This window comes from Lysobacter sp. P5_B9, assembly GCF_054049835.1.
Window position 1 is genome coordinate 896,094 of record NZ_JBFULP010000001.1, and the last position, 23,849, is coordinate 919,942.

32 protein-coding genes are annotated in these 23,849 nt (G+C 66.6%); 6 read left to right on the plus strand and 26 right to left on the minus strand.

Annotated features, from left to right (window positions below; translation table 11 throughout):
• Nucleotides 1-42: 42 nt before the first annotated feature.
• The 12 genes from ACXJJ9_RS04295 to ACXJJ9_RS04350 form a co-directional block, all read right to left on the minus strand.
• A complete protein-coding gene (locus ACXJJ9_RS04295) occupies nt 43-468 on the minus strand; it encodes an organic hydroperoxide resistance protein (protein ID WP_457095973.1) in 426 nt (141 codons plus the stop codon).
• Between the two features lie 114 nt (nt 469-582).
• Entirely contained in the window at nt 583-1,053 is a 471-nt protein-coding gene (locus ACXJJ9_RS04300; protein WP_457095974.1) for a MarR family winged helix-turn-helix transcriptional regulator, read from the minus strand.
• A 345-nt stretch (nt 1,054-1,398) separates the two neighbouring features.
• Nucleotides 1,399-2,400, minus strand: a complete 1,002-nt coding sequence (locus ACXJJ9_RS04305) for a tetratricopeptide repeat protein (RefSeq protein WP_457095975.1) — start codon at nt 2,398-2,400, stop codon at nt 1,399-1,401.
• A gap of 1 nt (nt 2,401) precedes the next feature.
• The gene (locus ACXJJ9_RS04310; protein ID WP_457095976.1) at nt 2,402-2,869 is read right to left on the minus strand and encodes a cytochrome c-type biogenesis protein; all 468 of its coding nucleotides are present in this window, start codon (nt 2,867-2,869) and stop codon (nt 2,402-2,404) included.
• A complete protein-coding gene (locus ACXJJ9_RS04315; RefSeq protein WP_457095977.1) occupies nt 2,866-3,438 on the minus strand; it encodes a DsbE family thiol:disulfide interchange protein in 573 nt (190 codons plus the stop codon). The genes ACXJJ9_RS04310 and ACXJJ9_RS04315 overlap by 4 nt, the downstream gene beginning before the upstream one ends.
• Nucleotides 3,435-5,387, minus strand: a complete 1,953-nt coding sequence (locus ACXJJ9_RS04320) for a heme lyase CcmF/NrfE family subunit (RefSeq protein ID WP_457095978.1) — start codon at nt 5,385-5,387, stop codon at nt 3,435-3,437. The genes ACXJJ9_RS04315 and ACXJJ9_RS04320 overlap by 4 nt, the downstream gene beginning before the upstream one ends.
• Before the next feature lie 3 nt (nt 5,388-5,390).
• Complete coding sequence (ccmE, locus tag ACXJJ9_RS04325) at nt 5,391-5,864, minus strand: cytochrome c maturation protein CcmE (RefSeq protein WP_457095979.1); 474 nt, start codon at nt 5,862-5,864, stop codon at nt 5,391-5,393.
• A complete protein-coding gene (gene ccmD, locus ACXJJ9_RS04330; protein ID WP_430537925.1) occupies nt 5,861-6,040 on the minus strand; it encodes a heme exporter protein CcmD in 180 nt (59 codons plus the stop codon). Before ccmD ends, ccmE begins: the two co-directional genes overlap by 4 nt.
• Nucleotides 6,037-6,798 (minus strand): heme ABC transporter permease, encoded by a 762-nt coding sequence (locus tag ACXJJ9_RS04335; RefSeq protein ID WP_457095980.1) that lies wholly within the window; start codon nt 6,796-6,798, stop codon nt 6,037-6,039. Before ACXJJ9_RS04335 ends, ccmD begins: the two co-directional genes overlap by 4 nt.
• 70 nt (nt 6,799-6,868) lie before the next feature.
• Nucleotides 6,869-7,561, minus strand: coding sequence for a heme exporter protein CcmB (gene ccmB / locus ACXJJ9_RS04340; RefSeq protein ID WP_457095981.1), 693 nt, complete (start codon nt 7,559-7,561; stop codon nt 6,869-6,871).
• Nucleotides 7,558-8,205 (minus strand): heme ABC exporter ATP-binding protein CcmA, encoded by a 648-nt coding sequence (gene ccmA, locus ACXJJ9_RS04345; protein ID WP_310053824.1) that lies wholly within the window; start codon nt 8,203-8,205, stop codon nt 7,558-7,560. Before ccmA ends, ccmB begins: the two co-directional genes overlap by 4 nt.
• A gap of 99 nt (nt 8,206-8,304) precedes the next feature.
• Nucleotides 8,305-8,778 carry a DUF3293 domain-containing protein gene (locus tag ACXJJ9_RS04350; RefSeq protein ID WP_457095982.1) on the minus strand — a complete coding sequence of 158 codons (474 nt, stop codon included), beginning with the start codon at nt 8,776-8,778 and terminating at the stop codon, nt 8,305-8,307.
• Nucleotides 8,779-8,914: 136 nt separating this feature from the next.
• Here ACXJJ9_RS04350 and ACXJJ9_RS04355 point away from each other — a divergent pair, with 136 nt between their 5' ends.
• Nucleotides 8,915-10,063 carry a pyridoxal phosphate-dependent aminotransferase gene (locus ACXJJ9_RS04355; protein ID WP_457095983.1) on the plus strand — a complete coding sequence of 383 codons (1,149 nt, stop codon included), beginning with the start codon at nt 8,915-8,917 and terminating at the stop codon, nt 10,061-10,063.
• A gap of 141 nt (nt 10,064-10,204) precedes the next feature.
• Here the strand turns inward: ACXJJ9_RS04355 and ACXJJ9_RS04360 are convergent, their stop codons facing one another.
• Nucleotides 10,205-12,142 (minus strand): M56 family metallopeptidase, encoded by a 1,938-nt coding sequence (locus ACXJJ9_RS04360; RefSeq protein ID WP_457095984.1) that lies wholly within the window; start codon nt 12,140-12,142, stop codon nt 10,205-10,207.
• On the minus strand, nt 12,135-12,539 hold the full coding sequence (locus tag ACXJJ9_RS04365) for a BlaI/MecI/CopY family transcriptional regulator (RefSeq protein WP_457095985.1): 405 nt from the start codon (nt 12,537-12,539) through the stop codon (nt 12,135-12,137). Before ACXJJ9_RS04365 ends, ACXJJ9_RS04360 begins: the two co-directional genes overlap by 8 nt.
• Before the next feature lie 151 nt (nt 12,540-12,690).
• Here ACXJJ9_RS04365 and ACXJJ9_RS04370 point away from each other — a divergent pair, with 151 nt between their 5' ends.
• Nucleotides 12,691-13,944, plus strand: a complete 1,254-nt coding sequence (locus ACXJJ9_RS04370; protein ID WP_457095986.1) for a threonine synthase — start codon at nt 12,691-12,693, stop codon at nt 13,942-13,944.
• Between the two features lie 3 nt (nt 13,945-13,947).
• Here the strand turns inward: ACXJJ9_RS04370 and ACXJJ9_RS04375 are convergent, their stop codons facing one another.
• Both ACXJJ9_RS04375 and ACXJJ9_RS04380 read right to left on the minus strand, forming a co-directional pair.
• Nucleotides 13,948-14,766: a class I SAM-dependent methyltransferase gene (locus ACXJJ9_RS04375; RefSeq protein WP_457095987.1), complete on the minus strand. Its 819-nt coding sequence runs from the start codon at nt 14,764-14,766 to the stop codon at nt 13,948-13,950.
• 175 nt (nt 14,767-14,941) lie between these two features.
• Nucleotides 14,942-15,421 carry a VOC family protein gene (locus ACXJJ9_RS04380; RefSeq protein WP_310052283.1) on the minus strand — a complete coding sequence of 160 codons (480 nt, stop codon included), beginning with the start codon at nt 15,419-15,421 and terminating at the stop codon, nt 14,942-14,944.
• Between the two features lie 308 nt (nt 15,422-15,729).
• Here ACXJJ9_RS04380 and ACXJJ9_RS04385 point away from each other — a divergent pair, with 308 nt between their 5' ends.
• Nucleotides 15,730-16,170, plus strand: a complete 441-nt coding sequence (locus ACXJJ9_RS04385; protein WP_457095988.1) for a hypothetical protein — start codon at nt 15,730-15,732, stop codon at nt 16,168-16,170.
• Between the two features lie 67 nt (nt 16,171-16,237).
• On the opposite strand, the gene ACXJJ9_RS04390 is transcribed toward ACXJJ9_RS04385, so the two are convergent.
• The 3 genes from ACXJJ9_RS04390 to ACXJJ9_RS04400 all read right to left on the minus strand — a co-directional run bounded on the left by ACXJJ9_RS04390 (nt 16,238) and on the right by ACXJJ9_RS04400 (nt 18,189).
• Entirely contained in the window at nt 16,238-16,774 is a 537-nt protein-coding gene (locus ACXJJ9_RS04390) for a peroxiredoxin (RefSeq protein ID WP_457095989.1), read from the minus strand.
• 78 nt (nt 16,775-16,852) lie between these two features.
• The gene (locus ACXJJ9_RS04395; RefSeq protein WP_457095990.1) at nt 16,853-17,713 is read right to left on the minus strand and encodes an NAD-dependent protein deacetylase; all 861 of its coding nucleotides are present in this window, start codon (nt 17,711-17,713) and stop codon (nt 16,853-16,855) included.
• A complete protein-coding gene (locus ACXJJ9_RS04400; protein ID WP_457095991.1) occupies nt 17,710-18,189 on the minus strand; it encodes a DUF1456 family protein in 480 nt (159 codons plus the stop codon). The genes ACXJJ9_RS04395 and ACXJJ9_RS04400 overlap by 4 nt, the downstream gene beginning before the upstream one ends.
• A gap of 138 nt (nt 18,190-18,327) precedes the next feature.
• On the opposite strand from ACXJJ9_RS04400, the gene ACXJJ9_RS04405 reads away from it, so the two are divergent.
• The 3 genes from ACXJJ9_RS04405 to ACXJJ9_RS04415 are packed head-to-tail and all read left to right on the plus strand — an operon-like array spanning nt 18,328 to nt 20,657.
• Nucleotides 18,328-19,341: an alpha/beta hydrolase gene (locus tag ACXJJ9_RS04405; RefSeq protein ID WP_457095992.1), complete on the plus strand. Its 1,014-nt coding sequence runs from the start codon at nt 18,328-18,330 to the stop codon at nt 19,339-19,341.
• 56 nt (nt 19,342-19,397) lie between these two features.
• Nucleotides 19,398-20,225 (plus strand): CHAD domain-containing protein, encoded by an 828-nt coding sequence (locus tag ACXJJ9_RS04410; protein WP_457095993.1) that lies wholly within the window; start codon nt 19,398-19,400, stop codon nt 20,223-20,225.
• A 51-nt stretch (nt 20,226-20,276) separates the two neighbouring features.
• Nucleotides 20,277-20,657 carry a cupin domain-containing protein gene (locus ACXJJ9_RS04415; RefSeq protein ID WP_457095994.1) on the plus strand — a complete coding sequence of 127 codons (381 nt, stop codon included), beginning with the start codon at nt 20,277-20,279 and terminating at the stop codon, nt 20,655-20,657.
• Nucleotides 20,658-20,754: 97 nt separating this feature from the next.
• Here ACXJJ9_RS04415 and ACXJJ9_RS04420 read toward each other — a convergent pair whose 3' ends face one another.
• The 7 genes from ACXJJ9_RS04420 to ACXJJ9_RS04450 form a co-directional block, all read right to left on the minus strand.
• Nucleotides 20,755-20,964, minus strand: coding sequence for a cold-shock protein (locus tag ACXJJ9_RS04420; protein WP_310052300.1), 210 nt, complete (start codon nt 20,962-20,964; stop codon nt 20,755-20,757).
• A 292-nt stretch (nt 20,965-21,256) separates the two neighbouring features.
• Nucleotides 21,257-21,526: a hypothetical protein gene (locus ACXJJ9_RS04425; RefSeq protein WP_310052302.1), complete on the minus strand. Its 270-nt coding sequence runs from the start codon at nt 21,524-21,526 to the stop codon at nt 21,257-21,259.
• Between the two features lie 50 nt (nt 21,527-21,576).
• The gene (locus ACXJJ9_RS04430; RefSeq protein WP_310052304.1) at nt 21,577-21,753 is read right to left on the minus strand and encodes a hypothetical protein; all 177 of its coding nucleotides are present in this window, start codon (nt 21,751-21,753) and stop codon (nt 21,577-21,579) included.
• Between the two features lie 71 nt (nt 21,754-21,824).
• Nucleotides 21,825-22,166, minus strand: a complete 342-nt coding sequence (locus ACXJJ9_RS04435; protein ID WP_457095995.1) for a YkgJ family cysteine cluster protein — start codon at nt 22,164-22,166, stop codon at nt 21,825-21,827.
• Nucleotides 22,163-22,837 (minus strand): class I SAM-dependent methyltransferase, encoded by a 675-nt coding sequence (locus ACXJJ9_RS04440; protein WP_457095996.1) that lies wholly within the window; start codon nt 22,835-22,837, stop codon nt 22,163-22,165. The genes ACXJJ9_RS04435 and ACXJJ9_RS04440 overlap by 4 nt, the downstream gene beginning before the upstream one ends.
• Nucleotides 22,838-22,983: 146 nt before the next feature.
• The gene (locus ACXJJ9_RS04445; protein ID WP_457096159.1) at nt 22,984-23,424 is read right to left on the minus strand and encodes a YaiI/YqxD family protein; all 441 of its coding nucleotides are present in this window, start codon (nt 23,422-23,424) and stop codon (nt 22,984-22,986) included.
• 20 nt (nt 23,425-23,444) lie between these two features.
• On the minus strand, nt 23,445-23,600 hold the full coding sequence (locus ACXJJ9_RS04450) for a hypothetical protein (protein ID WP_457095997.1): 156 nt from the start codon (nt 23,598-23,600) through the stop codon (nt 23,445-23,447).
• Nucleotides 23,601-23,849 lie beyond the last annotated feature (249 nt).

Genomic DNA, 23,849 nt, shown 5'->3' on the forward strand with positions numbered 1-23,849 from the left:
CATGGAACACAGCGCGTGTCCCATGCCATGCGCGGGACGAAATCACACGATGGTCAGGGTGACGTCGATGTTGCCGCGGGTCGCGTTGGAGTACGGGCAGACCTGATGGGCCTTGGCGACCAGGTCTTCCACGGTTTCGCGCGGCACGCCCGGGATCGAGATCTGCAGCTCGGCCTGGATGCCGAAGGCCTGGCCGACCGGACCGATGCCGACGTGGCCGGTGATCGCGGTGTCGGCCGGGAGGGCGACCTTTTCGCGCGCGGCGACGACCTTCAGCGCGCCGATGAAGCAGGCCGAATAGCCGGCGGCGAACAGCTGTTCGGGATTGGTGCCGGGACCGCCGGCGCCGCCGAGTTCGCGCGGGGTGGAGAGCTGGATGTCCAGCACCTTGTCGGAGGAGACGGCGCGGCCGTCGCGGCCGCCGGTGGCGGTGGAGGTGGCGGTGTAGAGGACTTTGTCGAGAGCCATGGTTGCGGTTCCTTGTGGGGTGGGGCGGGGCGGGGGATTTGACGTTCTTGCTATTAAATAGCGCGCTACTTGATTGGGGTGCGTTGAACTCTGCGCGTGCCGAGGGGACAGCCGCTACGGCTCTGCGTCGGTGTGGAGGTTGGCGCGCAGGCCTTCGAGCTCCGCCTTGAGCGTCACCAGTTGCTCCTTCGAGAGCCCGGCGGAGCAGTAGATGCCTTCGGGCACCTGCGCGGCCTTGGCCTGCAGGGTCTTGCCGGCGCGGGTGAGGCGGATCACGACCTGGCGCTCGTCCTGCGCGGAACGTTCGCGCGTCAACAAGCCATTGGCTTCCAGGCGCTTGAGCAGGGGCGTCAGGGTCGCCGAGTCCAGGAACAGGCGCTCGCCGATGGCGGACACGGTGATCTCGTCGTTCTCCCACAGCACCAGCATGACCAGGTATTGCGGGTAGGTGAGGTCCAGCCTGGCCAGCAGCTTGCGATAGATCTTGGTCATCGCCAGCGAGGTCGAATACAGCGCGAAGCACAGCTGGTTGTCCAGCTTCAGGGCGCGGGCGGCTTTGCTGTCGAGGGAGGACGGGGTGGCCATGGGTATGCAATTTAGATAGCGCGCTATGTAATTGCAAGCGACTTATGGTGGCGCTGCTGGAACGCTGCGGGCCGTGAGGCGATGCGGTGAGAGAGGCAAACGCAAAAGCAGCTCGCTGCGCTCGCGCCCCTCACCCGCCCTTCGGGCACCCTCTCCCCGCGATGCGGGGAGAGGGGGAGGAATTGCGTTGAGGGGAGAGGGATATCGAACAGCGGGATTCTTCTTCTCCCCGCCTGCGGGGAGAAGATGCCCGAAGGGCAGACGCCCCGAAGGAAGCACCCTTGGGGTGTGAGGGGAGAGAGCGCAGCGAGCTGCTCTTCCCACAGCAGCGGCAAAGCCGCAGGGCTATTGGACGACGCGATCGATACGCAGCGTATAGGCCGCGCCAGCCTGGGTCTTCGCTGCCTGCGCGGCGGATTCGAGATCGCCAGCCGCGCGATTGGCGGTGCCCTGGCGCGATACGCGGGCGAGGATTTCCACCTTGGACGCCTGCGAGAGCTTCATCGTCGGCATCGGGCTGTCGCCGTCGCCGAGTTCCACCGTGAGCGGGAAGCCGCTGGCCGGCACGCGCTTTACCGCGACCGGCATCGGCGGGCCGCCGGCCTGGCGGGCGATGACGAACAAGGCGTCGTTCGCGCCCAACTGCTTCTGCAACTCGGGGGCCAGTTCGACGGTGACGCGCAACAACGTGGGTGCTTTCTCGACAGCAGGCGCGGACAACGGCGCCAGTCCGGCTTCGGTGCGGGCCGCGTTGATCTGCTCGAGCAGGCTGCCGGCGGTGGTCGCGTCGACGATGCCGAGCAACGGCTCCCATGTCTTCGCCGCTTCCGCGGGTTGTTTGGCCTGGCGCTGGGCGATGCCGAGGAACCAGCGCGCCCGCTGGTGCATGGGCTGGATTTCCAGCGCATGGCGGAGCAGGGCGACGGCGTCGGCGTCGAAGCGACGGCCCTCGTTGGCCAAGGCACGCGCTTCGGCTGCTTCGGCGAGCAGGTCGGGTTCGTCGGGTGCGAGTTTCACCGCGGTCGCATAGGCATCACGCGCCTGTGCCATGCGGCCCTGCGCGGCCTGCGACCGGGCGAGGAGGCGCCAGCCTTCGGGCTGGTTGGGGTTGCGTTGCAGCTCGGTCTCGAGCTGGCCGATCGCATCGGCCAGCGTTTCTGGTGCGTGCCGCTGCGCAGGGTCGAGCGCGCGTGGCGTGCCGACCAGCAGGTAGAGCATGGCGGCGACCATGCCGATCGACGTGATCATGCCCATCGCAAGACCGCGGCTGACGCGCCACAGCGGGAACAGGACCAGGCCAAGCACGGACACGACGATCACCGCCGCGGCAAAAACGAAAAGCGTCACCTCACCACTCCTGTTCGTCGTCAGCGACTGTAGTCGCCGTGCCTGCGCGCCTGCGCACGACGGACGCAACGATGAACCCGCCTGCCAGCAGCACCAGCGCGGGCCCAAACCACAGCAGCCAGGTCGTGGAGTCAACCTGCGGGCGATACAGCACGAATTCGCCGTAACGGGCGACCAGGAAATCCTTGATCTCGCGATCCGACTTGCCCTGCCGCATCAGGTCCAGTACTTCCCGGCGCAGGTCGCGGGCGATCTGTGCGTTGGAGTCCGCCAGCGACTGGTTCTGGCACATCACGCAGCGCAGTTCGGTGGCGAGATGATGGAAGCGCGCTTCCTCCGCGCTGCTGGTGAACGCCAGCGGCGCTTCCGGTTTTCCCGGCTGGGCAACGGCCAGCGATGCGCAGAGCATCAGGACGGAGGCGGCCGCAAGCAGCGCAAGTCGTACGCGTTGGAAACCGGAGGATTTCATTGGCCGCGCTCGATCTCGGCGAGCTTGGGCAGCAGTTCATCGGCAATGACCTTGTCGGTCAGCGGCCCGACGAACTTCCAGCGCACGACGCCCTTGCCATCGACGAGGAAGGTTTCCGGTGCGCCATAGATGCCCCAGTCGATCACGGCCTTGCTGTCGCGATCGGTGACGACGATCCAGTACGGATTGCCGAACTCTTCCAGCCAGCGCAGCGCGTCGGCGTGCTCGTCGTTCCAGTTGAACCCGACCACGCGCACGCGCTTGGTTTCAGCGAAACGCGTCAGTACCGGGTGTTCGTCGCGACACGCCGGACACCAGCTGCCCCAGACGTTGAGGAGATAGGGCGCGCCCTGCAGGTCCCGCGTGCCGAAGAGACGACCGGCTTCGTGCAGGACCGGCAGCTCGAACGCGGGCGCGGTCTTGCCGATCAGCGGCGAGGGCAGCGCCTCGCGGTTGGGGTTGCGGCTCATCCACACGCCAGCGGCAAGCAGCAGGCCAAGTACGCCCACGACCAGCAACGGTGCCCAGCGCATCAAAGGCCGGCGCACGATCGGCTTGGGTTCGCTCACGCGGTTGTCTCCATGGCCTCACCGGCTGCCACCCGGCGTGTTTCGGTCCTCGCGAAGCGGCGATCGGTCGCCGTCACCAGTCCGCCCAGCATCATCAGCAGCGCACCGCCCCAGATCCAGCGCACGAACGGCTTCACGTGCACGCGCAGCGCCCATGAATTGCCGCCCAGCGGCTCGCCCATGGCCACGTACAGGTCACGGCTGAAGCCGGGGTCGATCGCGGCTTCGGTCATCACCTGGCCACCGCTGGTGTAGGCGCGCTTTTCCGGATGCAGGACCGTCACGGGTGCGTCGTCATGGAACACCGTGACGGTGCCGCGATCGCCGATGTAGTTCGGTCCCTGGTAGCGCTCCGCGCCGTCGAAGCGGAAGGCGTAGCGGCCGAGTTCGACGCTCTGGCCCTGGGCCACGGCGACTTCGCGCTGCTGGCTCAGGCCTTCGGTCAGCAAGGCGCCGACCAGGAAGATGGCGATGCCGAAGTGGGCCAGCGTCATGCCGAGCATTTCCGCGGTGAACTGCCTGCCGGCCTGCGCGAAGCGCGTCCACACGAAGCGCAGGGTGCCGACGACGATCCACACGGCCGCGAGCACGCCCGCCAGCACTTTCCACGACGACTGCGGCGTCAGGAAGTAGGCGGCGACGCCGACGAGGAGCGCCAGCACGCCCCACGGCAACAGCATCGCCAGCGGCTTCGATACCTGCTCGCGCTGCCAGCGCGTGACCGGGCCGAACGGCAACAACAGGATCAGTGGCGCCATCAGCACCATGAACATCAGCGCGAAGTAGGGCGGACCCACCGAAATCTTGCCGAGGTCCAGGGCATCGGCGAGCAGCGGATACAGCGTGCCCAGCAACACCATCGCGCATGCCGTCGACAGCAGCAGGTTGTTGGCCAGCAGCAGGGTTTCGCGCGAAGCCACGTTGAAGGGCGCGCCGCTATCGTCCGATGGCGCGCGCAACGCATACAGCACCAGCGATCCGCCGATCACGATGCCCAGGAAGACGAGGATGAACAGTCCGCGCGCGGGGTCGGACGCAAATGCATGCACCGAGGTCAGCACCCCCGAGCGCACGAGGAACGTGCCCAGCAGCGACAGCGAGAACGTCGCGATGGCCAGCAGCAGCGTCCAGCCGCGGAAGCTCCCGCGTTTCTCGGTCACCGCCTGCGAATGCAGCAAGGCCGCGCCCGCGAGCCAGGGCATGAAGGACGCGTTCTCGACCGGATCCCAGAACCACCAGCCGCCCCAGCCCAACTCGTAATAGGCCCACCACGAACCCAGCGCGATGCCGAGGGTCAGGAACGCCCATGCGACGTTGGTCCAGGGCCGCGTCCAACGCAGCCAGCGGGCATCGATGCGTCCGTCGAGCAATGCGGCAATCGCGAACGCGAACGGCACCGAGAACCCGACGTAACCCAGGTACAGCATCGGCGGATGGATGATCATCCCCGGATCCTGCAGCAGCGGATTCAGGTCGCGGCCTTCGGCGACTGCCGGCAGCAGGCGCTCGAACGGGTTGCTGGTGAAGATCAGGAAGGCGAGGAAGCCGAACGCCACCGCGCCCATCACGCCGAGCACGCGGGCGATGACTTCGGCCGGCAACCGCTGCGAGAACCGCGCGACCGCCGCCGTCCAGATCGACAGGATCAGCGCCCAGAGCAGCAGCGAACCTTCGTGCGAGCCCCACACCGCGGTGTAGCGATAGACCATCGGCAACAGCGAGTTGCTGTTGATCGCGACGTACTTGATCGAGAAGTCCTGGCTGACAAATCCGTACGTCAGCGCGCCGAACGCGAGCGCGACCAGCGCGAACTGTGCGAATGCGGCCGGTCGGGCGATCGCCATCCACGCGGGAATGCCGCGCTGCGCGCCGATCAGCGGAAGGATGGCCTGCAGCGCTGCGACCAGCAGCGCGAGGATGAGGGCGATCTGGCCAAGCTCGGGCAGCACGGCTTACCTGGTCTCCGCCACGGGTGCCGCAGCTTGGATCTCGACGTCGTGCTTCTTGTGCGCCATGCCCATCTTGTCGGCGACTTCCTTCGGCATGTAGGTCTCGTCGTGCTTGGCGAGCACCTGCTCGGCGACGAAGTGGTTGCCTTCCATGCGGCCGGTGGCGATCACCGCCTGCTTCTCGCGGAACAGGTCGGGGAGGATGCCGGTATAGACCACGGGCATTTCCGCGTCGCCGTCGGTGACGCGGAAATGCGCCTCGAGCGAGCCTTGCGCGCGCTGGAACGAATTCGCGGAGACCATGCCGCCGAGGCGGAAGCGCGCATGTGCGCCAGTCTCGCCGCGCAGCACTTCGCTGGGGGTGAAGAGATAGGTGATATTGCGCTGGATCGCGTAGGTGATCATCGCCGCGGCGATGCCGGCGGCGGCGACCAGTGCGGCGATCCAGATCAGGCGGTTGCGGCGGATCGGGTTCATCGGCTCAATTCGTTGCGTGAAGTGCGTGCGGCTTCGCGCGAAGCGCGCAGGCGGGCGTTGCGAAGCTGGCGGCGGATCTGCAGGTGCGTGGCAACGTAGTCCCAGCCCAGCACGATCACGAATACCGCATAGGCGGCGATCAGGTAATTGACATAGGTCATGCCAGCGGTAGTCATGCGCGTGGCTCCGCCAGTTGCGCGACCCAGGCCTTGCCGGACTCGCGGCGCAGGTTGTCGGCGCGGGCGCGGGCGAGCAGGGCACCGACGAACCACAGCTTGGTGCCGATGATCATGATGACCAGCGGCGGAATCATGCTGGCGTCCATCGTCGACTTGCCCAGCAGGCTGATGGTCTGTCCCTGGTGCAGCGAGTTCCACCACACCACCGAATAGCGGATCACCGGCAGCAGCGCCACGCCAACGATGGCGAGGAAGCCGGCGGCGCGCGCGGCGGCGCGGCGATCATCGATGGCGTTGTAGAGACCGATCACGCCCAGGTACATGAAGAGCAGGATGAGTTCGGTGGTCAGGCGCGGGTCCCAGTCCCACCACGTGCCCCACATCGGCTTGCCCCAGATCGAACCGGTGAGCAGGGTGATGAGGGTGAAGGCGGCGCCGATCGGCGCGCATGCCATGGCGAGGATCTCGCACAGCTTGATCCGCCACACCTGGGCGATCACCGCGTACACGGCCATCAGCGCGTACACCGCCATGCTCATCCACGCGCTCGGCACGTGGATGTAGAGGATGCGGAAGCTGTCGCCCTGCTGGTAATCGGCAGGCACGTGGAACAGGCCCCAATACACGCCGACTGCCATGAGCAGCAGGCCCAGCCCATAACCCCACGGCGCCCAGCGCGCGGCGAAGCGGTCGAAGTAGGGCGGCGAACCGAGTAGGTGGAACCAGCGGACGATTAAATTGGCGTTCCGATTCATGCGTTCACGTCCTTCCCGAACAGGGCCGGGAAGGTGAATTGGGCGGTCGGTTGGATCGCGGTCAAGGACATCAGTTCAAGGCGATCCGGATCGCGGCGGCGGCGGTCAGCGGGGCCAACACCAGCGCCAGGACCAGCCCGGCCCCCAGCATCAACAGCGCTCCGGTGACGTCCAGTCCCTGCGCCGCCTGGACGACGCTGCCCGCTCCGAACACCAGCACCGGCACATAAAGCGGCAGCGCCAGCAGGGCTACAAGTATACCGGAGCGCCGCATTCCGACCGTCAGCGCGGCGACCACGGCGCCGAGCAGGCTCAGCAGCGGCGTGCCCAGTGCCAGCGATGCCAGCAGCACGTTCAGCTGCGAGTGCGGCAGGTGCAGCAGCTCCGCCAGCAGCGGCGCCGCGACCAGCAGCGGCAGCGCCGTCGTCGCCCAGTGCATGAACGTCCGCACCAGTACCAGCCAGGCCAGCGGCACCGGCGCCAGCATCCATTGTTCGAGCGAGCCGTCCTCGGCATCGCCGCGGAACAGCGTGTCCAGCGCCAGCAGGCCGGCCAGCAGCGAGGCCAGCCACAGCACCGCACCGGCCGATTTCGCCAGCGTCGCCCGGTCGTTGCCCAGTGCCAGCGCGAACAGCGTCACCACGAGCAAGGCGAACAGCGCCGGCTGCAGCGCATCGCCGCGCCGTCGCCACAGCAGGCGCAGGTCGCGCAGGAACAGCGCGCGCGCCGAGGCTTTCAGGCCGGGGGAGATCGCGTGCGTCATGCCGGCTTCCTCATCACCAGCATTCGCGTCCGTACCGGCGGCGCGGCATACGCGCCGTGCGTCGTCACCAGCGTGGCGCCGCCGTCCTGCAGGTGCGCCTGCACCATGCGGTTGACCAGCTCGATGCCATCGAGGTCGAGGTTCGCGTACGGCTCGTCCAGCAGCCACAGCGGCGCCGGCGACAGCCACAACCGCGCCAGCGACAACCGCTTCTTCTGCCCCGCCGACAGCTGCCGCGCGAGCGCATCCTCGTAACCGGCCAGCCCGACCATCGCCATGGCCTGCTCCGGCAACAGCTGCGCCCGCCGGCCGTGCAGCCCGCAGAGGAAATCGAGGTTTTCCAGCGAGCTCAGGTCGGCCTTCAGGGCCGGCAGGTGACCGAGGTAGGCGATGGCATGCGAACGCTGGTAAGCGTCCGCCCTGCGGCCTTCGATCAGGATCTCGCCCTCGTCCAGCCGCAGCAATCCGGCCAGCACCCGCAGCAATGTGGTCTTGCCCGCGCCGTTGTCGCCCTGTACGAGCAGAGCCTCGTTCGCATCGACCGCCAGGTCCAGCGGCCCGAACACCGGTTCGTCATTGCGCGAAAAGCGCAGGCCGCGTGCCTCCAGCAGCGGAGGGGCGGTCTTTGGCGGGGTGTTGTCCAGGGCGTTGTCCAGGGCCGCAACCGGGCAGGCAGCGGCAGCGGGCCGCGAAGCCGCGATTTTATGCGATCGGCCCGGGTCGCCGCCCGGTCGCCCGGAGGTTCAGGCCCCGGCCCAGTCGATGCAGGCTTCCGGCACAGGCTGGGCAGGCCGGGGCATCAGCATCCGCAGCCGCACCGGCTCGCCGAAGGCCCAGGCCAGCACGCCCGCCTGGCCGAATTCGCGTCCAACCCGATCGAGCAGCGCCTCGTCGACGTCTCCGACCAGCCATCCGGCTTCGGCCCAGTGGCCGTCCTTGTCATAGGCATGCGCAGGATGACGCGGTACGCCGATGGCATCGAGCCGGGCGACGAGCGCGGCATTGGCCGCTTCGTTGGCGGCATCCGAATGCGGCACCGACGCCGGATTCCACGCGGTGATGAAGCCGTATTGCCGTGCCGGCCAATACGCTTCCAGGTCCTGCGCCGGTCTGCCCACGCGCAGGAGCAGGGCATCGCCGTCGAGCGCGACGGCGTACTCGGCCCGGGCGTAGGCCGCGGCCAGTTCAGCGGCATTGACGATCTGCAGCTCGCGCATGACCCCAGTCTCCCCATCGTTCATGACAGGTGTATCCATCGACAGCGGCCCATCGCCAACACTAGCGGGTTTGTCATTAGTCCGCAGCGGTGCCATTCCTTACACTTCGGACTTTCCCAGATCGCACGTCTTCGCAATGACCCCGGAAACCAAGCTGCCCAAGGTAGGCACCACCATCTTCACCGTGATGTCGCAGCTCGCCGTCGAACACGGCGCGGTCAACCTCGGCCAGGGCTTCCCGGACTTCAACGTGCCCGAGCGCCTGATCGAAGCGCTCGACCGTGCGATGCGCGAAGGCAAGAACCAGTACGCCCCGATGACCGGCATCCCCGCGCTGCGCCAGGCCATCGCCGCCAAGACCGAGCGCTGCTACGGCTACCGCCCCGATGCCGACGCCGAGATCACCGTGACCTCCGGTGCATCCGAGGCCATCTTCGACGCCGTCCTCGCCATCGTGCGCCCCGGCGATGAGGTCATCGTCCTCGACCCCTGCTACGACTGCTACGAACCGGCCATCGACCTCGCGGGCGCCACCGCCATCCACGTCCCCCTGGATCCGCGGACCTTCGCCCCCGACTGGGACCGCATCCGCGCCGCGGTCAGCCCGAAGACGCGCATGCTGATGATCAACACCCCGCACAACCCGTCCGGCGCGATGTTCAGTGCCGACGACATCGCCCAGCTCACGGCGTTGATCAGCGGCACCCACATCTACCTGCTGTCCGACGAGGTGTACGAGCACATCATCTTCGACGGCGCGCGCCACCAGTCGGTGCTGCGCTATCCGGAACTGCGCGAACGCGCCTTCGTGGTTTCCAGCTTCGGCAAGACCTACCACTGCACCGGCTGGAAGCTCGGCTACTGCATCGCACCACCCGCGCTGTCGGCGGAATTCCGCAAGGTCCACCAGTACAACACCTTCTGCACCTTCGCTCCTGCGCAGTGGGCGTTCGCGGAAATGATCGAAGCCGAACCGGCGCACTACGAAGGGCTCGGCGCGTTCTACCAGGCCAAGCGCGACCGTTTCCGCGAGCAGCTGCTGACGACGAAGCTCAAGCCGCTCGTCGTGCCCGGTGGCTACTTCCAACTCGTCGACTACTCGGCCGTGAGCGATCTCGACGACGTGGCCTTCTGCCGCTGGCTCACCATCGAGAAGGGCGTGGCTGCGATTCCGTTGTCGCCGTTTTACGAAGCCGCGCCGGCGGGGCAGCGCATCGCGCGGCTGTGCTTTGCCAAGAATGAAGCGACGCTGGATGCTGCGATCGAGCGCCTGCTCAAGCTCTGATCCACGCCGGGCCACTGCCCACGGCGCGAAGTTGGACTGACTTGCTCAGCCTGCGCTGAGTCAGCGCCTCGCCGGCCTGCCGCCCATGGGTAGGCGGCAGGCGGGCATGCCGATCACTGCTGGCCGATCACTGCTGGCCGATCACTGCTGGCTGGCCGGTGCTGGTTTGGCCAGCCCTTTGTTCATGGCTTCTGTCAGCAGCTTGTCCATTTCACGCTCCGCCTGGTCGATGAGCTTTTCCTGTTGCTTGCCCAGGACTTCCATCCGCTTGCCGAGCGCTTCCATCGGCTTGCCGGCTTCCTCCATCTTGCGGCCCAGCGCCTCCATCGGCTGCATCCGGGCTTCCATGCGCGCGGATTCGGCATCCATCACTTCGGATTGCTGGTCCATCTGCCGGGACAGCGCATCCTGTTGCTGTGACAGCGTCTCCATCTGGCGTTCGATCTGTTCGCGTTGGGCGTCGGTGCCATCGTGCATGGACGCGGCCAGTCGCGATTGCTTTGCCGCCAGCGTCTCCTGCTGCGCGGCCAGCAACTCCATGCGCTTTGCCGCAGCTTCCATCGCGGCGTTCTTCCCGCTGCCTTCGGACAGTTTTTCCATCTGGGCACCGAGCTGCTCCATCTTCGCCCCGTGTCCTTCCATCTCGTTGCCAAGCGCCTCCATCTGCGCGCCCAGCTTTTGGCTCTCGCGCCATGCGTCGTTGGCGCGCGCGACGATGCCCGGGTCCGACACCACATACGATTGCTTGTCGTGGCGGAACCAGATGAAGTCGGCATTGATGTTGCGTTGAGCGCGCTTGATGGCGGGCAGGTCGTCTACGGAACCGGACATGGTGATTTCATCGCCGTCCTTGGGTACCAGTGCATAGGCTTCCCGCGGCTTGCTGCCCACGTGGAGGCGCGTTGTCGGTGCGGAGGCAGGCGTCGCCTGCGCGACCTGGGTGACCTCGACGGGTTGTGAGGCGGGCGCGGCTTGCGAAACGGGCGCGGCTTGCGAGACCGGCATGGCCCGGGTCGCGGGTGCGGCCTGGGACACCGGCGCCACAACGTCGGCCTTGGCGGCTTCGACGCGTTGGGCATCGCCGATCTGCGCATGGGCATAGAAGGCGATGCACGCGGCGGCGACGCCGAGCACCGGGAAGGCGAGCCTGCCGGCGGTGCTGCGGCGGCCGGGACGGACGAGGTGTTCGATGCGCGACATGAGATGGCCTCCGTGGGCGGCTTGCGCGAGATGGAGCGAGGGGCAACGGGTTTGGCGGAGCTCGGACAGCTCGGACAGCGCGAAGGCGAGACGGCGCGGCTCGCCGGTCGCCTGCGCCGCCAGCTGGTCGGCGATGAGTTCGCGCTCGATGCGGATGCGGCGCGACAGCCACCACGTGACGGGGTGATAGAACAGCAGCGCTTCGACCGCGCCCTGCATCAGGTTCACCAGGTAGTCGTGGCGGCGGATATGGGCGAGTTCATGGGCCAGCAGCGCCTCGATCAGGTCGACCGGCATGCGCGTGAGCAGGGCGGCAGGCAAGAGGACCACCGGCCGCCACCAGCCCGCGGAAGCCGGCGAGTCGAGTGCATCGACCACGCGCAGGGCGACGCCCTTGAGACCGAAGCGCGAGGCGAGGGCGTCCAGGCGTGCCTGCCATGCGGCATGCATCTCGCCCTGCGGTGTGTTGCGCAGGCGCTGGATCCAGATCACGCCGAGCGTCATGCGCAGCGACAGCGAGCCGGCCCCCGCTGCCCATGCGGCGACGATCCATGGCAATGCAAGATCGAAATCCGCGGGCCAGGCGTGGGCGGTGAACACCTGTTGCGTCGCCATCGTCACGGACGTTGCCGCGATGGCAACCATGCCAGGGGCTGTCATCGGCGAAGCCGCGCGCAGTTCGAGCAGTACGCCGAGCATCGGCACCAGCGCGCAGGCGAGCAGGGCCAGGCAGGCGACGGCGTAGCGCAGCTGCGGGCGAGCATCGCGCAGCAGTTGCAACACGATCGCGGCGGTCAATCCGATCAGCGCGCCTTGCCACAGGAAGTGCAGCAACGCATGGCCGAGCGCGGGTACCAGCAGTGTCTGCCACTCAGTCATCGGTGTTCTCCCCGGCCGCATTCGCCTTCAGGAGCTGCTTGATTTCTTCGCGCTCCCGGGCGGTGACGTGATCGCTCAGTGCCGCGAGCACGAGCTCCTTGCCCGAGCCGGCGAAGGCCTTCTGGATCAGATCCTTGAGCAGGTTGGTGCGCAGGGCGTCCTGTGCATGCGCCGTGCGGTAGACGTGCGAGCGCTGGCTTTCGTCCCGCAGCAGGAGACCCTTGGCATGCATCACCTGCATCAGCCGCAGGACATTGGCATAGGCCAGGTCCGGACGTTCCTTGAGTTGCGCCTGATGCGCGTCCTTCACCGTGGAAGGACCCAGGCGCCAGATCACCCGCAGCAGGTCGAGTTCGGCGGCGGTGGGCTTGGGTGTCTTGACGGACTTGCGGGGCATCGGGTCACTGCCGTTTCCAGGTCTGGCGCCATCCTGGGACATGTAGAACTATTTGTCTAGACCTTTTTGTCTATGTCGAAAGTCATGCCCCTCGCGGGCATGCCATGATCGACAGCCGCCCGCTGGAATGGCCGGGATCGAGGGGAAGAGAATGGGATTTGTCTGCGGCCTTCGTGGCGTGTCATCCGGGCAGATGTATCCGGCCGACGTGCCCATGAACCTCGACCCCGTCGATGGCCGCCCGGTCGAGATGGTGCTCGACCTTGCGCGGCTCGCCCATGCGCATCCCGATGCCGCCTGGTATCACCCGGCGCGCCGTGACATGTGGCGCTTCGGCGCACTGATGGCCCTCGACGCCACGGATCCTGTCGATGCCGCGCACATCGTGGCGCTGGGCGAGGGGTGCACGCCGCTCCTCGACTACATCGACCATCCCGTCGCGATGGCTGCCGGTTTGGCGCTGAAGGTGAAAGAGGAGGGGCGGGCGCATCCCGGGCATGGCGCGAATCCGACCCAGAGTTTCAAGGACCGCGGCATGGCCATGGTGGTGGCGCAGGCGCGCCGGCTCGGCCTGTCGCGGCTGGCCGTGCCGACGCAGGGCAATGCGGGCGATTCGCTGGTGCGCTACGCACTCGCGGGTGGTCTTTCCGCCGTGGTGGCGATGCCGCCGGACACAGCCGTACCGATCCTGGGCAATGTCGCCGCAGCGGCTCACCTGCATCCGGGCCGGATCGTGCTCGAACTCGCCGGCCCGACCATTCGTGAAGCGGGTGCGCTCATCAAGGACAAGTACCTGCCGCAGGGTTGGTTCTCCGTTGCCACGTTCCAGGAGCCAGGCTGGCGCATCGAGGGCAAGAAGTCGCTGGGCCTGGAGCTGGCCGAGCCCGCGCCCGGCGACACGCTCTGGTCGCTGCCGGACGCAGTGGTCTATCCCACGGGCGGTGGCACCGGCGTGCTGGGCATGTGGAAGGCATGGGACGAGCTGGAGGCGCTCGGCCTGATCGGCTCGCGGCGCCCGCGCATGCTCTGCGTGCAGAGCGCCGCGATGGCGCCGCTGGTGCGGGCCTTCGATGCGGGTCTTGCCGATACGAGTGCGCAGACCGGTCCCGGCACGATCGCGTTCGGACTCAACGTCCCGGCAGGCGTTGGCCATTTCCGTGTCCTGCAGATCGTGCGTGCGAGCGGTGGTGCCTGTGTTTCGGTGGAGGAAGCCGATATCGCGGCGGAGCTGTCGCGTGTATGGCAACACACCCGCTGGTGGATCAGTCCCGAGGGTGCCGCCTGCCTGGCGGCACTGCCGCAACTGCTGGATCGTGGATTGCTGCGGCGGAACGAGCGGGTGGTCGTCGTGAACACCGGTTCCGCCGAGAAATACCTGCCGGCGATCCGGCACCTGCTCGCGTAGGGGTCAGCGCGAGACCGCCACCACGTGGGCCTGCAGGTCGCCCTCGATGGCGCCCTCGTTGGTGTCCATGGCGAGTGCCTCCGCGCTCGCGTCGACCGCGGCCTCCAGTTGTCCGTCACCGCGCATCTCAATCTCGTTGCGCAACGGCGTGCCCATGCAAAACGCGATGGCGGCCAGCCGCGGTGTGTCCGCCCGGCTGCGCGCGGCGACGGTGGCGATGCGCGGCGGCGACTTGAAACCCGCGGCCGCCAGGTCGCACGCGATGACATCCGGGTCGGGGTATCCGTGCGGAACCCGCGCCAGGAACCTGGGCGGGTCGTCGGGGAACACCATTGCCAGCGTGCGCGTCACGATGTCCGGGAACGTGTTCGCCTCCAGGCGATCCCAGGTGTTGAAGATCAGCGTGCCACCCGGACGCAGGACCCGGCGCGCTTCGGCGAAGGCTTTGGCCTTGTCGGGAAAGAACATCACGCCGAACTGGCAGGCGACGGTATCGACGCTGCTGTCTTCGAACGGAAGTTGCATCGCATCGGCCTGCTGCCAGGTCACGGGGCGCGCGGTGCCCATCCGGGCCGCGAGCTCGAGCATGGGTGCGTTGAGATCGGTAGCGACGATCGAGACGTCCGCCGGCAGATGCGAAGCCAGTCCGCGTGTCACCACACCGGTGCCTGCAGCGAGCTCGAGCACGCGTGTACCCGGCAGTGCGGCGATTCTGGCAACCAGGTCATCCGCGAAGGGCTGGAAGGTCATCGGCACCAGCAGCCGTTCGTAGAGCTCGGCGATGGAGCCGCTGAAGCGTGCGTCGCTGGTGGATGCGTCCACGGCGGATCCTGCTGGAGCTAATCCTGCTGGGACTGTGTCCGATGACGGCACGGGTTCTCCTGCATGCCGCGCTCGGCGGCTACGTCGAGGAAATACATCCTTTTGCAGGAAGTGCCCGGCTGCACGATGCAACCGGGCGGGCTGCAGCCGGGCCAATTGGCAGCCGGTCAACGACTCAGTGCTTGGTCTTTTCCTGCATGTTCTTGACCCATTCCTCGCCGCGACGCTTCATTTCCTCGGCGCTGACGTCTTCCTTGTGGGTGCCCAGCATCCACTTGTGGCCAAACGGATCGAGCACGGTGCCCATGCGGTCGCCCCAGAACTGGTCCTCGGCGGGCTGTACAAGCTTGGCCCCTGCCTTTACGGCCCGGTCGATCGCGGCGTCCACGTCGGCCACATAGATCATGAATCCGCCGGTGGAGCCGCCCCTCGACTTCGGGCTGAGGGCATCCCACTCCTTGAATTCATCCGAGAGCATGAAACGGGAATCGCCGATCTGCATTTCCGCGTGGCCGATCTTGTCGCCCATGGGAAGACGATAGGTTTCCTTGGCGTCGAATGCCTTTGTGTAGAACTCCATCGCTTTCTTCGCATCATCCACGACGGCGGATGGCGTGATGCTGTGGTAGCCGGAAGGGATTGGCTTGACGGCCATGACAAGGCTCCGTTGGTGGCTGACCCTTGAGGATGGAATCCTTGGCGTTAGAGCAGGATGAGAAACGCGTTTCGTGGATCAGTCCCTTTCCTCTGGTTGGCATTCCACGTTGCCGTGGCGGCGCCGGCCAGGTCCGCATCCGGCGGAAATCGTTTCGACGACTTGGAGGCCCCCTGAACGGGTAGGTATGCCTGAATCGGTGTCCGTGCGCCGGGGGCACCGGCGTTCTTCCCGCTGCGATCGGATGAATTCCGCTCCGGTCACGCTGCGCGGATGGCCGCGCGGCAATCCTGCCGAGGAGCTGCGTCATGAAGCGTCTGTATGGGTTGATGGTGTGCATGTTGCTGGTGCTGTTCGCCGTGCCGGCACTGGCACAGGAGCGGCCATACAAGGACGGACCCGTCACGATCGTCACTTCGGTCAAGATCGTCGACGGGCAATTCGAGAACTACATGGCGTATCTCAACGACAACTGGCGCCGCGTGATGGACGAGTCGAAGAAGGCGGGCCTGGTGACCGAGTACCACGTCTATGGCGCGCAAGCGCACAACCCGAACGAGCCCGATCTGTATCTGGTGGTGACCTATCCGAACATGGCTACGTTCGATGGCCTCGACGCGAAGATGGACCCGATTTCGGAGAAGGTCACGAAGATGAACTTCAAGCAGGCCGACGAAGCCTCGGGCAAGCGCACGGTGATGCGCAACATCATGGGCGACATGATGGTGCGGGAACTGATGTTCAAGTGATCAAAAAACAGGGCAGGTTCATGTGGTGAACCTGCCCATTCGTATCGGGTAACGCGACGCGGACCGCTTATTTCTTTAGCGCCTTCACCGCGTCGAGCGTTTCCTGCACGTGCTTGTTGGGATTGAGCTCCGAATACGCGGAAGCGATCGATCCCGACTTCGTGATCACGTACGAGGTCCGGTTGGACCACTCGGGTTTCTGCGAAAGGATCGCATCGTACTGCTTGGCGATCTTCGCCTCAGGGTCGGCGGCTACCGGGAACTTGCCGCCACAGTGTTCGGTTTCCCTGGAAAAATCGGCGAGCTGGTCCACGTTGCCGGCGGTGACGCCGATGACCGTGGCACCTTCGGCCTTGAACTGGTCGATGGCCTGCGAGAACAGGTGCGCCTCGATGTTGCAGCCGGGGGTATGCGCGGCGGGGAAGAAATACACCACGACCGGACCCTTCTTCAGCGCGTCGGCGAGCTTGAAAGTGAACGGCTTGCCGGCCAGGTAGGCCGGTGCGTTGAAATCGGGAGCCTTGGTGCCGGGCTTCAATGCGGCCAGCGCCGGTGCCGCGAACGCGATGGTGCCGATGGCGGCAAGCTTGAGCAGGTGTTTCATGTTGGTCGCTCCTGGTAGGTGCCACATACGATAAGGCACGCGGGGTTAACGGTGATGCGCCGTGCGTCGCGTCGGAGGCTAGGCCATGCAGGCGTCGACCGCGCCTGCAAGCGTGGCTTCGCAGTCCGCGTGGAGCTTGAGCGAGGCCAGGTCGTCCGCGCGGGTGACGCCGCGGGTAAGGATGGCCAGTGGCAGGCCGGCTTCATGGGCCAGGCGTGCGAAGCGGTAGCCCGAATACACCATGAGCGATGAGCCGACGACCAGCATGGCGTCGGCCTGCTGCAACGCGTCGGCGGCGGCCGCCACGCGGGCACGTGGCACGTTCTCGCCGAAGAACACGACGTCCGGTTTCAACAGGCCGCCGCAGTTCGGGCAGGGCGGGGGCTGGAATCGGCTGAAATCGAGGTGTTCCAGGTCGGCGTCGCCATCGGGTGCTGCGCTGGCGGCGCTGGCGGCGCTGGCGGTAATCGCGGTCCAGTCGGGATGTGCGTCCGCGAGCAATGCCTGCACCGAGGCCCGCGGCAGGCGCGTCGCACATTCGAGGCAGATGACCTGGTCGATGCGGCCGTGCAGGTCGATCACCGCCTGCTGGCCGGCGCGCGCGTGCAGGCCGTCGACGTTCTGCGTGACCAGCGCGGTGATCTTGCCCTGCGCTTCGAGCGTGGCCAGCGCGGCATGTGCGCGGTTGGGCCGGGCCCGTGCGACCACGGGCCAGCCCACGAAGCTGCGCGCCCAATAGCGCGCCCGCATCGCCGGATCCTGTACGAAGGCCTGGTAGGTGATCGGCGCGCTGCGCTTCCAGTGTCCGTCGGCCCCGCGGTAGTCGGGAATGCCGGAGTTGGTGCTGACGCCGGCACCTGTCAGCACGAACACCGACCGGTGCGAGCGCAGCCACGTGCGCAGTTCCCGTGCGGTATCGGGGGCGACCCGGGTCGTCACGTGCGACCCGCACCCCGCGCGCGCAGCGTCAATCCCTTGAGGAAATTGCGCAGCATCTGGTCGCCGCACAGGCGGAAATTCTTGTGGTCGGGTTGGCGGAAGAGGGCAGTCAGTTCCGGCTTGGAAACCGGGAAGCCGGCATCCGCGAAAGCCTGGTGCATGTCGACGTCCTTGAGCTCGAAGGCGACACGGAGCTTCTTCAGCACCACGTTGTTGGTGACACGTTTTTCCACCGGTCGTGGCGGCAGGCTCTCGTCCTTGCCGCGGCAGTAGAAGACCAGTCCATCGAGGAAATGGGCAAGGATCCGGTCGCTGCACTCGACGTAGGCCTCGTCGTCGTCCTTCTTCAGGAAGGCCTGCACGTCCTCCTTCGCGATGGGGAAGCCGGCGTCCGCCAGTTTGATGATCTCCACGACCCTGGTGTCGCTGAGGTCGAGCATGTAGCGGATGCTGCGCAATACGTCGTTGTTGATCACTGGGTGCCCTGTGGTGCTGAAATCCGGGGCAGGTGGCTCGCGGGTGCTGCCCGGCGCGAGTGCCGCTGCCTGGATAGGCTACTCCCTCGCGCCCTTGCCTCGGCGTAGCATCACTGCTCCAACCGCCTCGAGGCCATCATGGTCGGGTCGCAATCGCTTGGGCGTCGCCTGCTCCGAGGCCTGTCGACGGCGATCGGCGCGCTCGCGGCCGTCGTGCTTGCGCTCATGCTCGCGGGCGTCGTCAGTCCGTGGCCGTCGGCCCTGGCGATCCGCTGGCTATTCGAGCGCGATGGTGCCGCCACCAACCAGGAGCTGCAGTCATCGGTGCCGGCGGGAATCCATACCCAGGCGGCGCTCCAGTACGACCCGGGCGACCCCGACGCGCTCCTCGACATCCATCGTCCGGCCGCCTCCAAAGACCGGCAGTTGCCGGTGATCGTCTGGATCCATGGCGGGGGCTTCGTGGCGGGCAGCCGCGAGGAGGTCGCCAACTACGCACGCATCCTCGCCGGCGATGGCTACGCGGTCGTCGCCGTGGATTATTCGTTGGCACCGGAGGCGCACTATCCAACGCCCGTGCTTCAGCTCAACCGCGCGCTGGCGTTCCTGGTCACCAACGCCAGGCGCCTCGGGCTCGACCCGGACCACTTCGTGCTGGGTGGGGATTCCGCGGGCGCCCAGCTCGCCGGGCAGCTGGCGGCGCTGGTGTCGTCGCCGGACTACTCACAGGCAATGGGTGTGCCCCCCGCGATCACGCGCGCGCAGTTGCGTGGCGCCGTATTGTTCTGTGGCCCGCACGATGCGCGGCTGATGGCGCGCAAGTCATCGTCGTCCTGGTTCCTGCGCACGGTCATGTGGTCGTACTTCGGTGCGCAGAAGCCCCCGCTGGCGACGATGGAGGAATTCTCCGTGGTACCGCACGTCACCGCCCTGTTTCCTCCCACGTTCGTGAGCGTCGGCAACGGCGATCCGTTGGCACCGCAATCGCTGGCGCTGGCCGAGGCGCTGGAGCGCAACGGCGTGCGCACGGAAACGCTGTTCTACCCGGCCGACCTGGCGCCGCCGCTGCCGCACGAATACCAGTTCGACCTGTCGCATCCCGAGTCCGTCGAGGCCCTGCGGCGCACGCGTGCTTTCCTGCGGACCCTGTGATGCCGGGCGGGCCAGCCATGCATGTTCGATCTCGAGGGCCGGAAGCCACGTCCCCCATGCCAGCAGCGGATCTGGGCAGCGCCCTGCGCGGTTACGTGAGCGCCGAGCTCGAGGCCGCCGCTGCCGGGCTCGATGCGCGTGCAGGTCACCACTTGCACGCTGGCGTCCATCGCGCGCGCAAGGGCATGCGGCGCGCACGCGCGGCGTTGGCGTTGGGCGATCCGGTGCTGGGGCCTGGCGCAGTCCTGCTTGAACGCGAATTGCGTCGGGTCAATCGCGGCCTGTCGGAGCTGCGCGATGCGCAGGCCCTGGTGGAAGTCCTGGGCCGGCTCGCCGGCAAGGCACGCGACGAGCCCACGCTGCGTCTGCTGCGGCGCGCGCTTCGCAAGGGCAAGGCCGATCGGGCCGCCATGGCGCGGCGACCGGAGCTGGCTGAGGAACTCGCGCGGGCCCGTGCGTTGCTGGCGACGCTGTGTGCGGCGCTGGCAGGGTTGCCCTGGGACGGGATCTCACCCGCGCAGCTGGCAGAGGCCCTGGCGCGATCCTCGCAGCGCATCGATTCGGCCCGTGGAAAGGTCCGCGATGACGGAGGCATGGAGGACTGGCATCGCTGGCGGCGCCGCATGCGCCGACTTTCGCAGCAGCAACGCGCCTGCGTCGGGGCGGGACTGGAGTTGCCGGCGTCGCTGTTCGACAAGAGCCTCGCCGAGCAACTGGGGGTAATGCAGGACCTGCGCTTGCTGCTCGAGCATTGCGACAGCGACTCGCCATTCGCCCCGTCCGACCGCGAAGTACTGCGGCGATTCGCGAAAACCGCCTGGTCCCGGCAGAGGGATCGCATTGCGTCGGTGACAAAAACGGAAGTCGGCGCGGCGAAGAATTAACGCCACGGGCTTCCCGGCGTAATGTCGTCATTTTCCCGTGCGAGTGATGTCATGACCGACGCTGACGACGCATCCCCCTACGACACCCGCCTCAACATCCTGTATCCGGCCGGGGAGGTGATTGATGTCCCGGCCCTGGTAAAGGCCAATACCCATCCCTGGTACAACCAGACGCTATGTGCGGTGAACGAGTCCGTGGTGCGGCTGGGCGTGCTGCACGGTGAATACCACTGGCACCACCATGAGACCGAAGACGAGTTCTTCTTCGTGGTGAGCGGGCGTTTCCTGATCGATCTCGAGGGCCGCACGGTGGAACTCGGGCCGGGGCAGGGTTTCGTCGTCACCAAGGGCCTGCGCCATCGCCCGCGTGCGCCGGAGAAGACCGTCGTGCTGATGGTCGAGACCGCGAGCATCGTGCCCACCGGCAGTTGACCGGCCGCTACGCGCGCAAAACCGGCACGCAAAAAGAAAGCCCGGCGTTAGCCGGGCTTTCTATTCTTAATTCAACGCCCGGAGGCGTTGCAGGTACTCAGAGTGCCTGGACTTCGTCGGCCTGCAGGCCCTTCTGGCCCTTGGCAACTACGAAGGAGACCTTCTGGCCTTCCTGCAGGCTCTTGAAGCCCTGGGACTGGATCGCGCGGAAATGCACGAACACATCTTCGCCGTTTTCACGGCTGATGAAGCCAAAGCCCTTGGCATCGTTGAACCACTTGACAGTACCGGTTTCACGGTTGGACATCGTTGTAACTCCTTGGAACGGATGGAATGCCGCTGGTGCGGCGGAAAGCTGGTTGCAAGGAGAAGCGGGGTGCAACGATGTAGTGGAACCAGGATCTACAGCATCGGGCCACGATTCAGGGTGACCCTTGGCGAACTCAGCCCGGGCACGGTAGTGGTCTGAGCGGGATAAAGCAAATGTTGCGTGCTGCTCGGTTCAGGTTCAGGGGCGGACATGCGTCCGGATTGCACCGATCTGGAAGGCGTGAACGGGGCAGGGCCGCGGTTCCCGGAGGGGGGGCGGCCGCCTGCGCTCACCGCGTGTGCAATGAGATCAACGATGCGCGCAGCTTGCACTGGTCGAGCAACTGGCGAAGGCGCTGTTCGACGTATGGGAGGTCTTCCAGCTGCTGCGAGGCGTACAGGGAATAGGTCGGCTTGTCGCTTCCCCGCGCGCCGTGCGTGCGCCCCACGCTGACGTGGGGTGTCTGGCAGGCGCTTGCCCACAGGGCCTGCAGCTGGGTAGGGCCGATGCTCTGGCCATGGCCAAGGGTGAATCTGAATATCGCGATCTGGTGCTTCATGCGGGCGGTTTTTTCCTGATGCAGGCGGTGCGTGTGGTTGCTGCCGGTCGCTATCGCGACTTGCGACTGCCGGCGCCGGGGCGTACTGGCGCGGCAGTGGGGGCGTCGGAAACGGCTTCGGTCCCGCCCAGTTTCTTGAGCACCTGGGTGATGCCGAGCACTTCGATGGCGCCGCCGGATTTCTCGAACGCCTGGAGGTCGTCGGCGATGCGCTCGCTGGTGAGCATCCTGGAATCCGGTTCCTTTTTCCGGAAGGTCCTGTCAGCAGGGGGGGGTGTGCGAGCCATCGGAGTCTCCGTTAGTAAAGAACGAGTGGAATGCCGCGCGCGCGCCGATCGGCGTAGTCGGCGCGGATATCGAGGCAATAGGGGCCGCCCATGCGGAACCTGCGGCAGATGGCGGGGCGGCTTTCATAGATCGAACAACACATGCGCTTGCTGTCGAGGGCGACGCACCAGCCCTCCTCATCGCGCGCCATCACGTGCAGGCCGGCCTCGGTATGCGTGGTGAGGTGTCCGGCCACCCGGTCCTCCGGCTGCAATACGACGGTCAGGCGACAACAGACGGCATCGCAACTGGAACATTCGGCCTTGGCGACATGGGCCGATGCGGCTTGCGGCAGCAGTGCTGCGACAGTCATGCCAGCGCTGCCCGTGCGGTCCCGCGGCGATAGTGCAGCAGGCGACCACGATGCGGCGGCGGGTCGTCGTCGGACATGGGGCAACGCGACTCGTCCAGCGAATACGCCTGTTCCTGCATCAGCCGGGTGAAACGGGCGCTGTTGCCACGCCCCGGGTCGGTCACGAGCACCTGGGCGTCTGGATGCGCATGGCGGGCAATCACGTCCGTGATCAGCGCCGCATGTCCCTGCTCGTAGAGCACGTCGCTGGCGATGATGACGTCGAACAGACCGAGCGTTGGCAGCGGCGTATCCCAGCTCATCTGCCGGTAGTGCACCGCCGGCAACTCGTTCAACGCTGCGTTGTAGGCGAGAAAGGGCTCGGCCAGCGGATGGATGTCGCTGGCGACGATGTCGGCACCACGCCTTTGCAGGACCAGGCTGGCCAGGCCGATGCCGCACCCCAGTTCCAGGATGCGTTCGCCATCGAGTTCAAAACGGTGCATCGCCTGGGCCAGCAGCAATCCGGCCGGCCATACCTGCCCGAACAGGCTCCATTGCGCGCCGGAAATACCCATTCGTTCGCCATGTCCGTCGGGATCGCCGAACTGCTGCAGATCGCTGAGTACGCGCAGGCGCCAATCATGGCCGCCTATGGTCAGTGTGAGCTTGCGGGTGGAATAACCTGGCAATGGCGCTCCCATTGGGGCGTCACCCTGCAGGAGGGTGATGACGCGTGAGGGGGGAGCGAAGCGGTCGACCTGGGTCGGACGGGACGCAGCGAATGGAGCGGCTTGCCGTCCAAGCCTACACGACTGCAGCCGGGGGTTTGTGAAACCTAACTGCGCGATCGCTGGGCCAGCCACGTATCCAGCTGGTTGGCGAAAGCCTGGCGGTCGCGGGCGTGGAAAGCGGCCGGGCCGCCGGTCTGGACGCCGCTGCCGCGCAGTTCTTCCATGAAATTGCGCATCGAGAGGCGTTCAGCCATGTTGTCGGGCGTGTAGCGCTCGCCCCGTGGGTTGATGGCGATCGCGCCCTTGTCCACCACCAGGGCCGCCAGGGGGATGTCCTGGGTGACCACGAGGTCCCCGGATCGCACGCGTTCGACGATGGCGCTGTCCGCGACATCGAGGCCGCCCGGCACTTGCAGGGCGCGGATGAAGCGCGAGGGTGGGGTGCGCAACCACTGGTTGGCGACGAGGGTGACGTGTACCCCGGCGCGTTCGGCCGCGCGGAAAAGGATGTCCTTGATCACGCCCGGGCAGGCGTCGGCATCCACCCAGACTTGTGCGGCTTGGGTCACCCGCGGGCAGTGGGGGTTTCCGGACGCGCGTCGGACTCGGAAGGAGTCGCAGCGTCCTTGGCCGCCTGCTTCTTCGCCTGCTTCTCGTCCTGCTTCTTCTTCTTGGCGATTTCGCGCTGGCGCTTTTCGAACGAATAATTGGGCTTGGCCATGGGGGCGGCTCCTTGGGGGCGATGCACCAGTGTAGGCACGCGGAGGCAATTAGCGAAGCACGCGCCCGATCCGGCCTGCTGGCAACGGCGTGCGCGGCCTGCCGGTGTGCCGGAGCAGCAACTGCCACCGGCGTTAACGCTCGCATAACTGTTTGTCCGGCAGAGGGCTTTGGCAGGCGGCCACCCGAGAGGGGGAAGCGGGGCGACCGACATCCCCTTACAAGTCACTGGCTACGCTGGCAATGGCCA

Coding starts and splice junctions, on each gene's coding strand:
- ACXJJ9_RS04295 (WP_457095973.1), bottom strand. CDS start 468: ATGGCTCTCGACAAAGTCCTCTACACCGCCACCTCCACCGCCACCGGC.
- ACXJJ9_RS04300 (WP_457095974.1), bottom strand. CDS start 1,053: ATGGCCACCCCGTCCTCCCTCGACAGCAAAGCCGCCCGCGCCCTGAAG.
- ACXJJ9_RS04310 (WP_457095976.1), bottom strand. CDS start 2,869: ATGAAATCCTCCGGTTTCCAACGCGTACGACTTGCGCTGCTTGCGGCC.
- ccmE (WP_457095979.1), bottom strand. CDS start 5,864: ATGAACCCGATCCGCCGCAACCGCCTGATCTGGATCGCCGCACTGGTC.
- ccmD (WP_430537925.1), bottom strand. CDS start 6,040: ATGACTACCGCTGGCATGACCTATGTCAATTACCTGATCGCCGCCTAT.
- ACXJJ9_RS04335 (WP_457095980.1), bottom strand. CDS start 6,798: ATGAATCGGAACGCCAATTTAATCGTCCGCTGGTTCCACCTACTCGGT.
- ccmB (WP_457095981.1), bottom strand. CDS start 7,561: ATGACGCACGCGATCTCCCCCGGCCTGAAAGCCTCGGCGCGCGCGCTG.
- ACXJJ9_RS04350 (WP_457095982.1), bottom strand. CDS start 8,778: ATGCGCGAGCTGCAGATCGTCAATGCCGCTGAACTGGCCGCGGCCTAC.
- ACXJJ9_RS04355 (WP_457095983.1), top strand. CDS start 8,915: ATGACCCCGGAAACCAAGCTGCCCAAGGTAGGCACCACCATCTTCACC.
- ACXJJ9_RS04360 (WP_457095984.1), bottom strand. CDS start 12,142: ATGACTGAGTGGCAGACACTGCTGGTACCCGCGCTCGGCCATGCGTTG.
- ACXJJ9_RS04365 (WP_457095985.1), bottom strand. CDS start 12,539: ATGCCCCGCAAGTCCGTCAAGACACCCAAGCCCACCGCCGCCGAACTC.
- ACXJJ9_RS04370 (WP_457095986.1), top strand. CDS start 12,691: ATGGGATTTGTCTGCGGCCTTCGTGGCGTGTCATCCGGGCAGATGTAT.
- ACXJJ9_RS04380 (WP_310052283.1), bottom strand. CDS start 15,421: ATGGCCGTCAAGCCAATCCCTTCCGGCTACCACAGCATCACGCCATCC.
- ACXJJ9_RS04385 (WP_457095988.1), top strand. CDS start 15,730: ATGAAGCGTCTGTATGGGTTGATGGTGTGCATGTTGCTGGTGCTGTTC.
- ACXJJ9_RS04390 (WP_457095989.1), bottom strand. CDS start 16,774: ATGAAACACCTGCTCAAGCTTGCCGCCATCGGCACCATCGCGTTCGCG.
- ACXJJ9_RS04405 (WP_457095992.1), top strand. CDS start 18,328: ATGGTCGGGTCGCAATCGCTTGGGCGTCGCCTGCTCCGAGGCCTGTCG.
- ACXJJ9_RS04410 (WP_457095993.1), top strand. CDS start 19,398: ATGCCAGCAGCGGATCTGGGCAGCGCCCTGCGCGGTTACGTGAGCGCC.
- ACXJJ9_RS04415 (WP_457095994.1), top strand. CDS start 20,277: ATGACCGACGCTGACGACGCATCCCCCTACGACACCCGCCTCAACATC.
- ACXJJ9_RS04420 (WP_310052300.1), bottom strand. CDS start 20,964: ATGTCCAACCGTGAAACCGGTACTGTCAAGTGGTTCAACGATGCCAAG.
- ACXJJ9_RS04425 (WP_310052302.1), bottom strand. CDS start 21,526: ATGAAGCACCAGATCGCGATATTCAGATTCACCCTTGGCCATGGCCAG.
- ACXJJ9_RS04430 (WP_310052304.1), bottom strand. CDS start 21,753: ATGCTCACCAGCGAGCGCATCGCCGACGACCTCCAGGCGTTCGAGAAA.
- ACXJJ9_RS04435 (WP_457095995.1), bottom strand. CDS start 22,166: ATGACTGTCGCAGCACTGCTGCCGCAAGCCGCATCGGCCCATGTCGCC.
- ACXJJ9_RS04450 (WP_457095997.1), bottom strand. CDS start 23,600: ATGGCCAAGCCCAATTATTCGTTCGAAAAGCGCCAGCGCGAAATCGCC.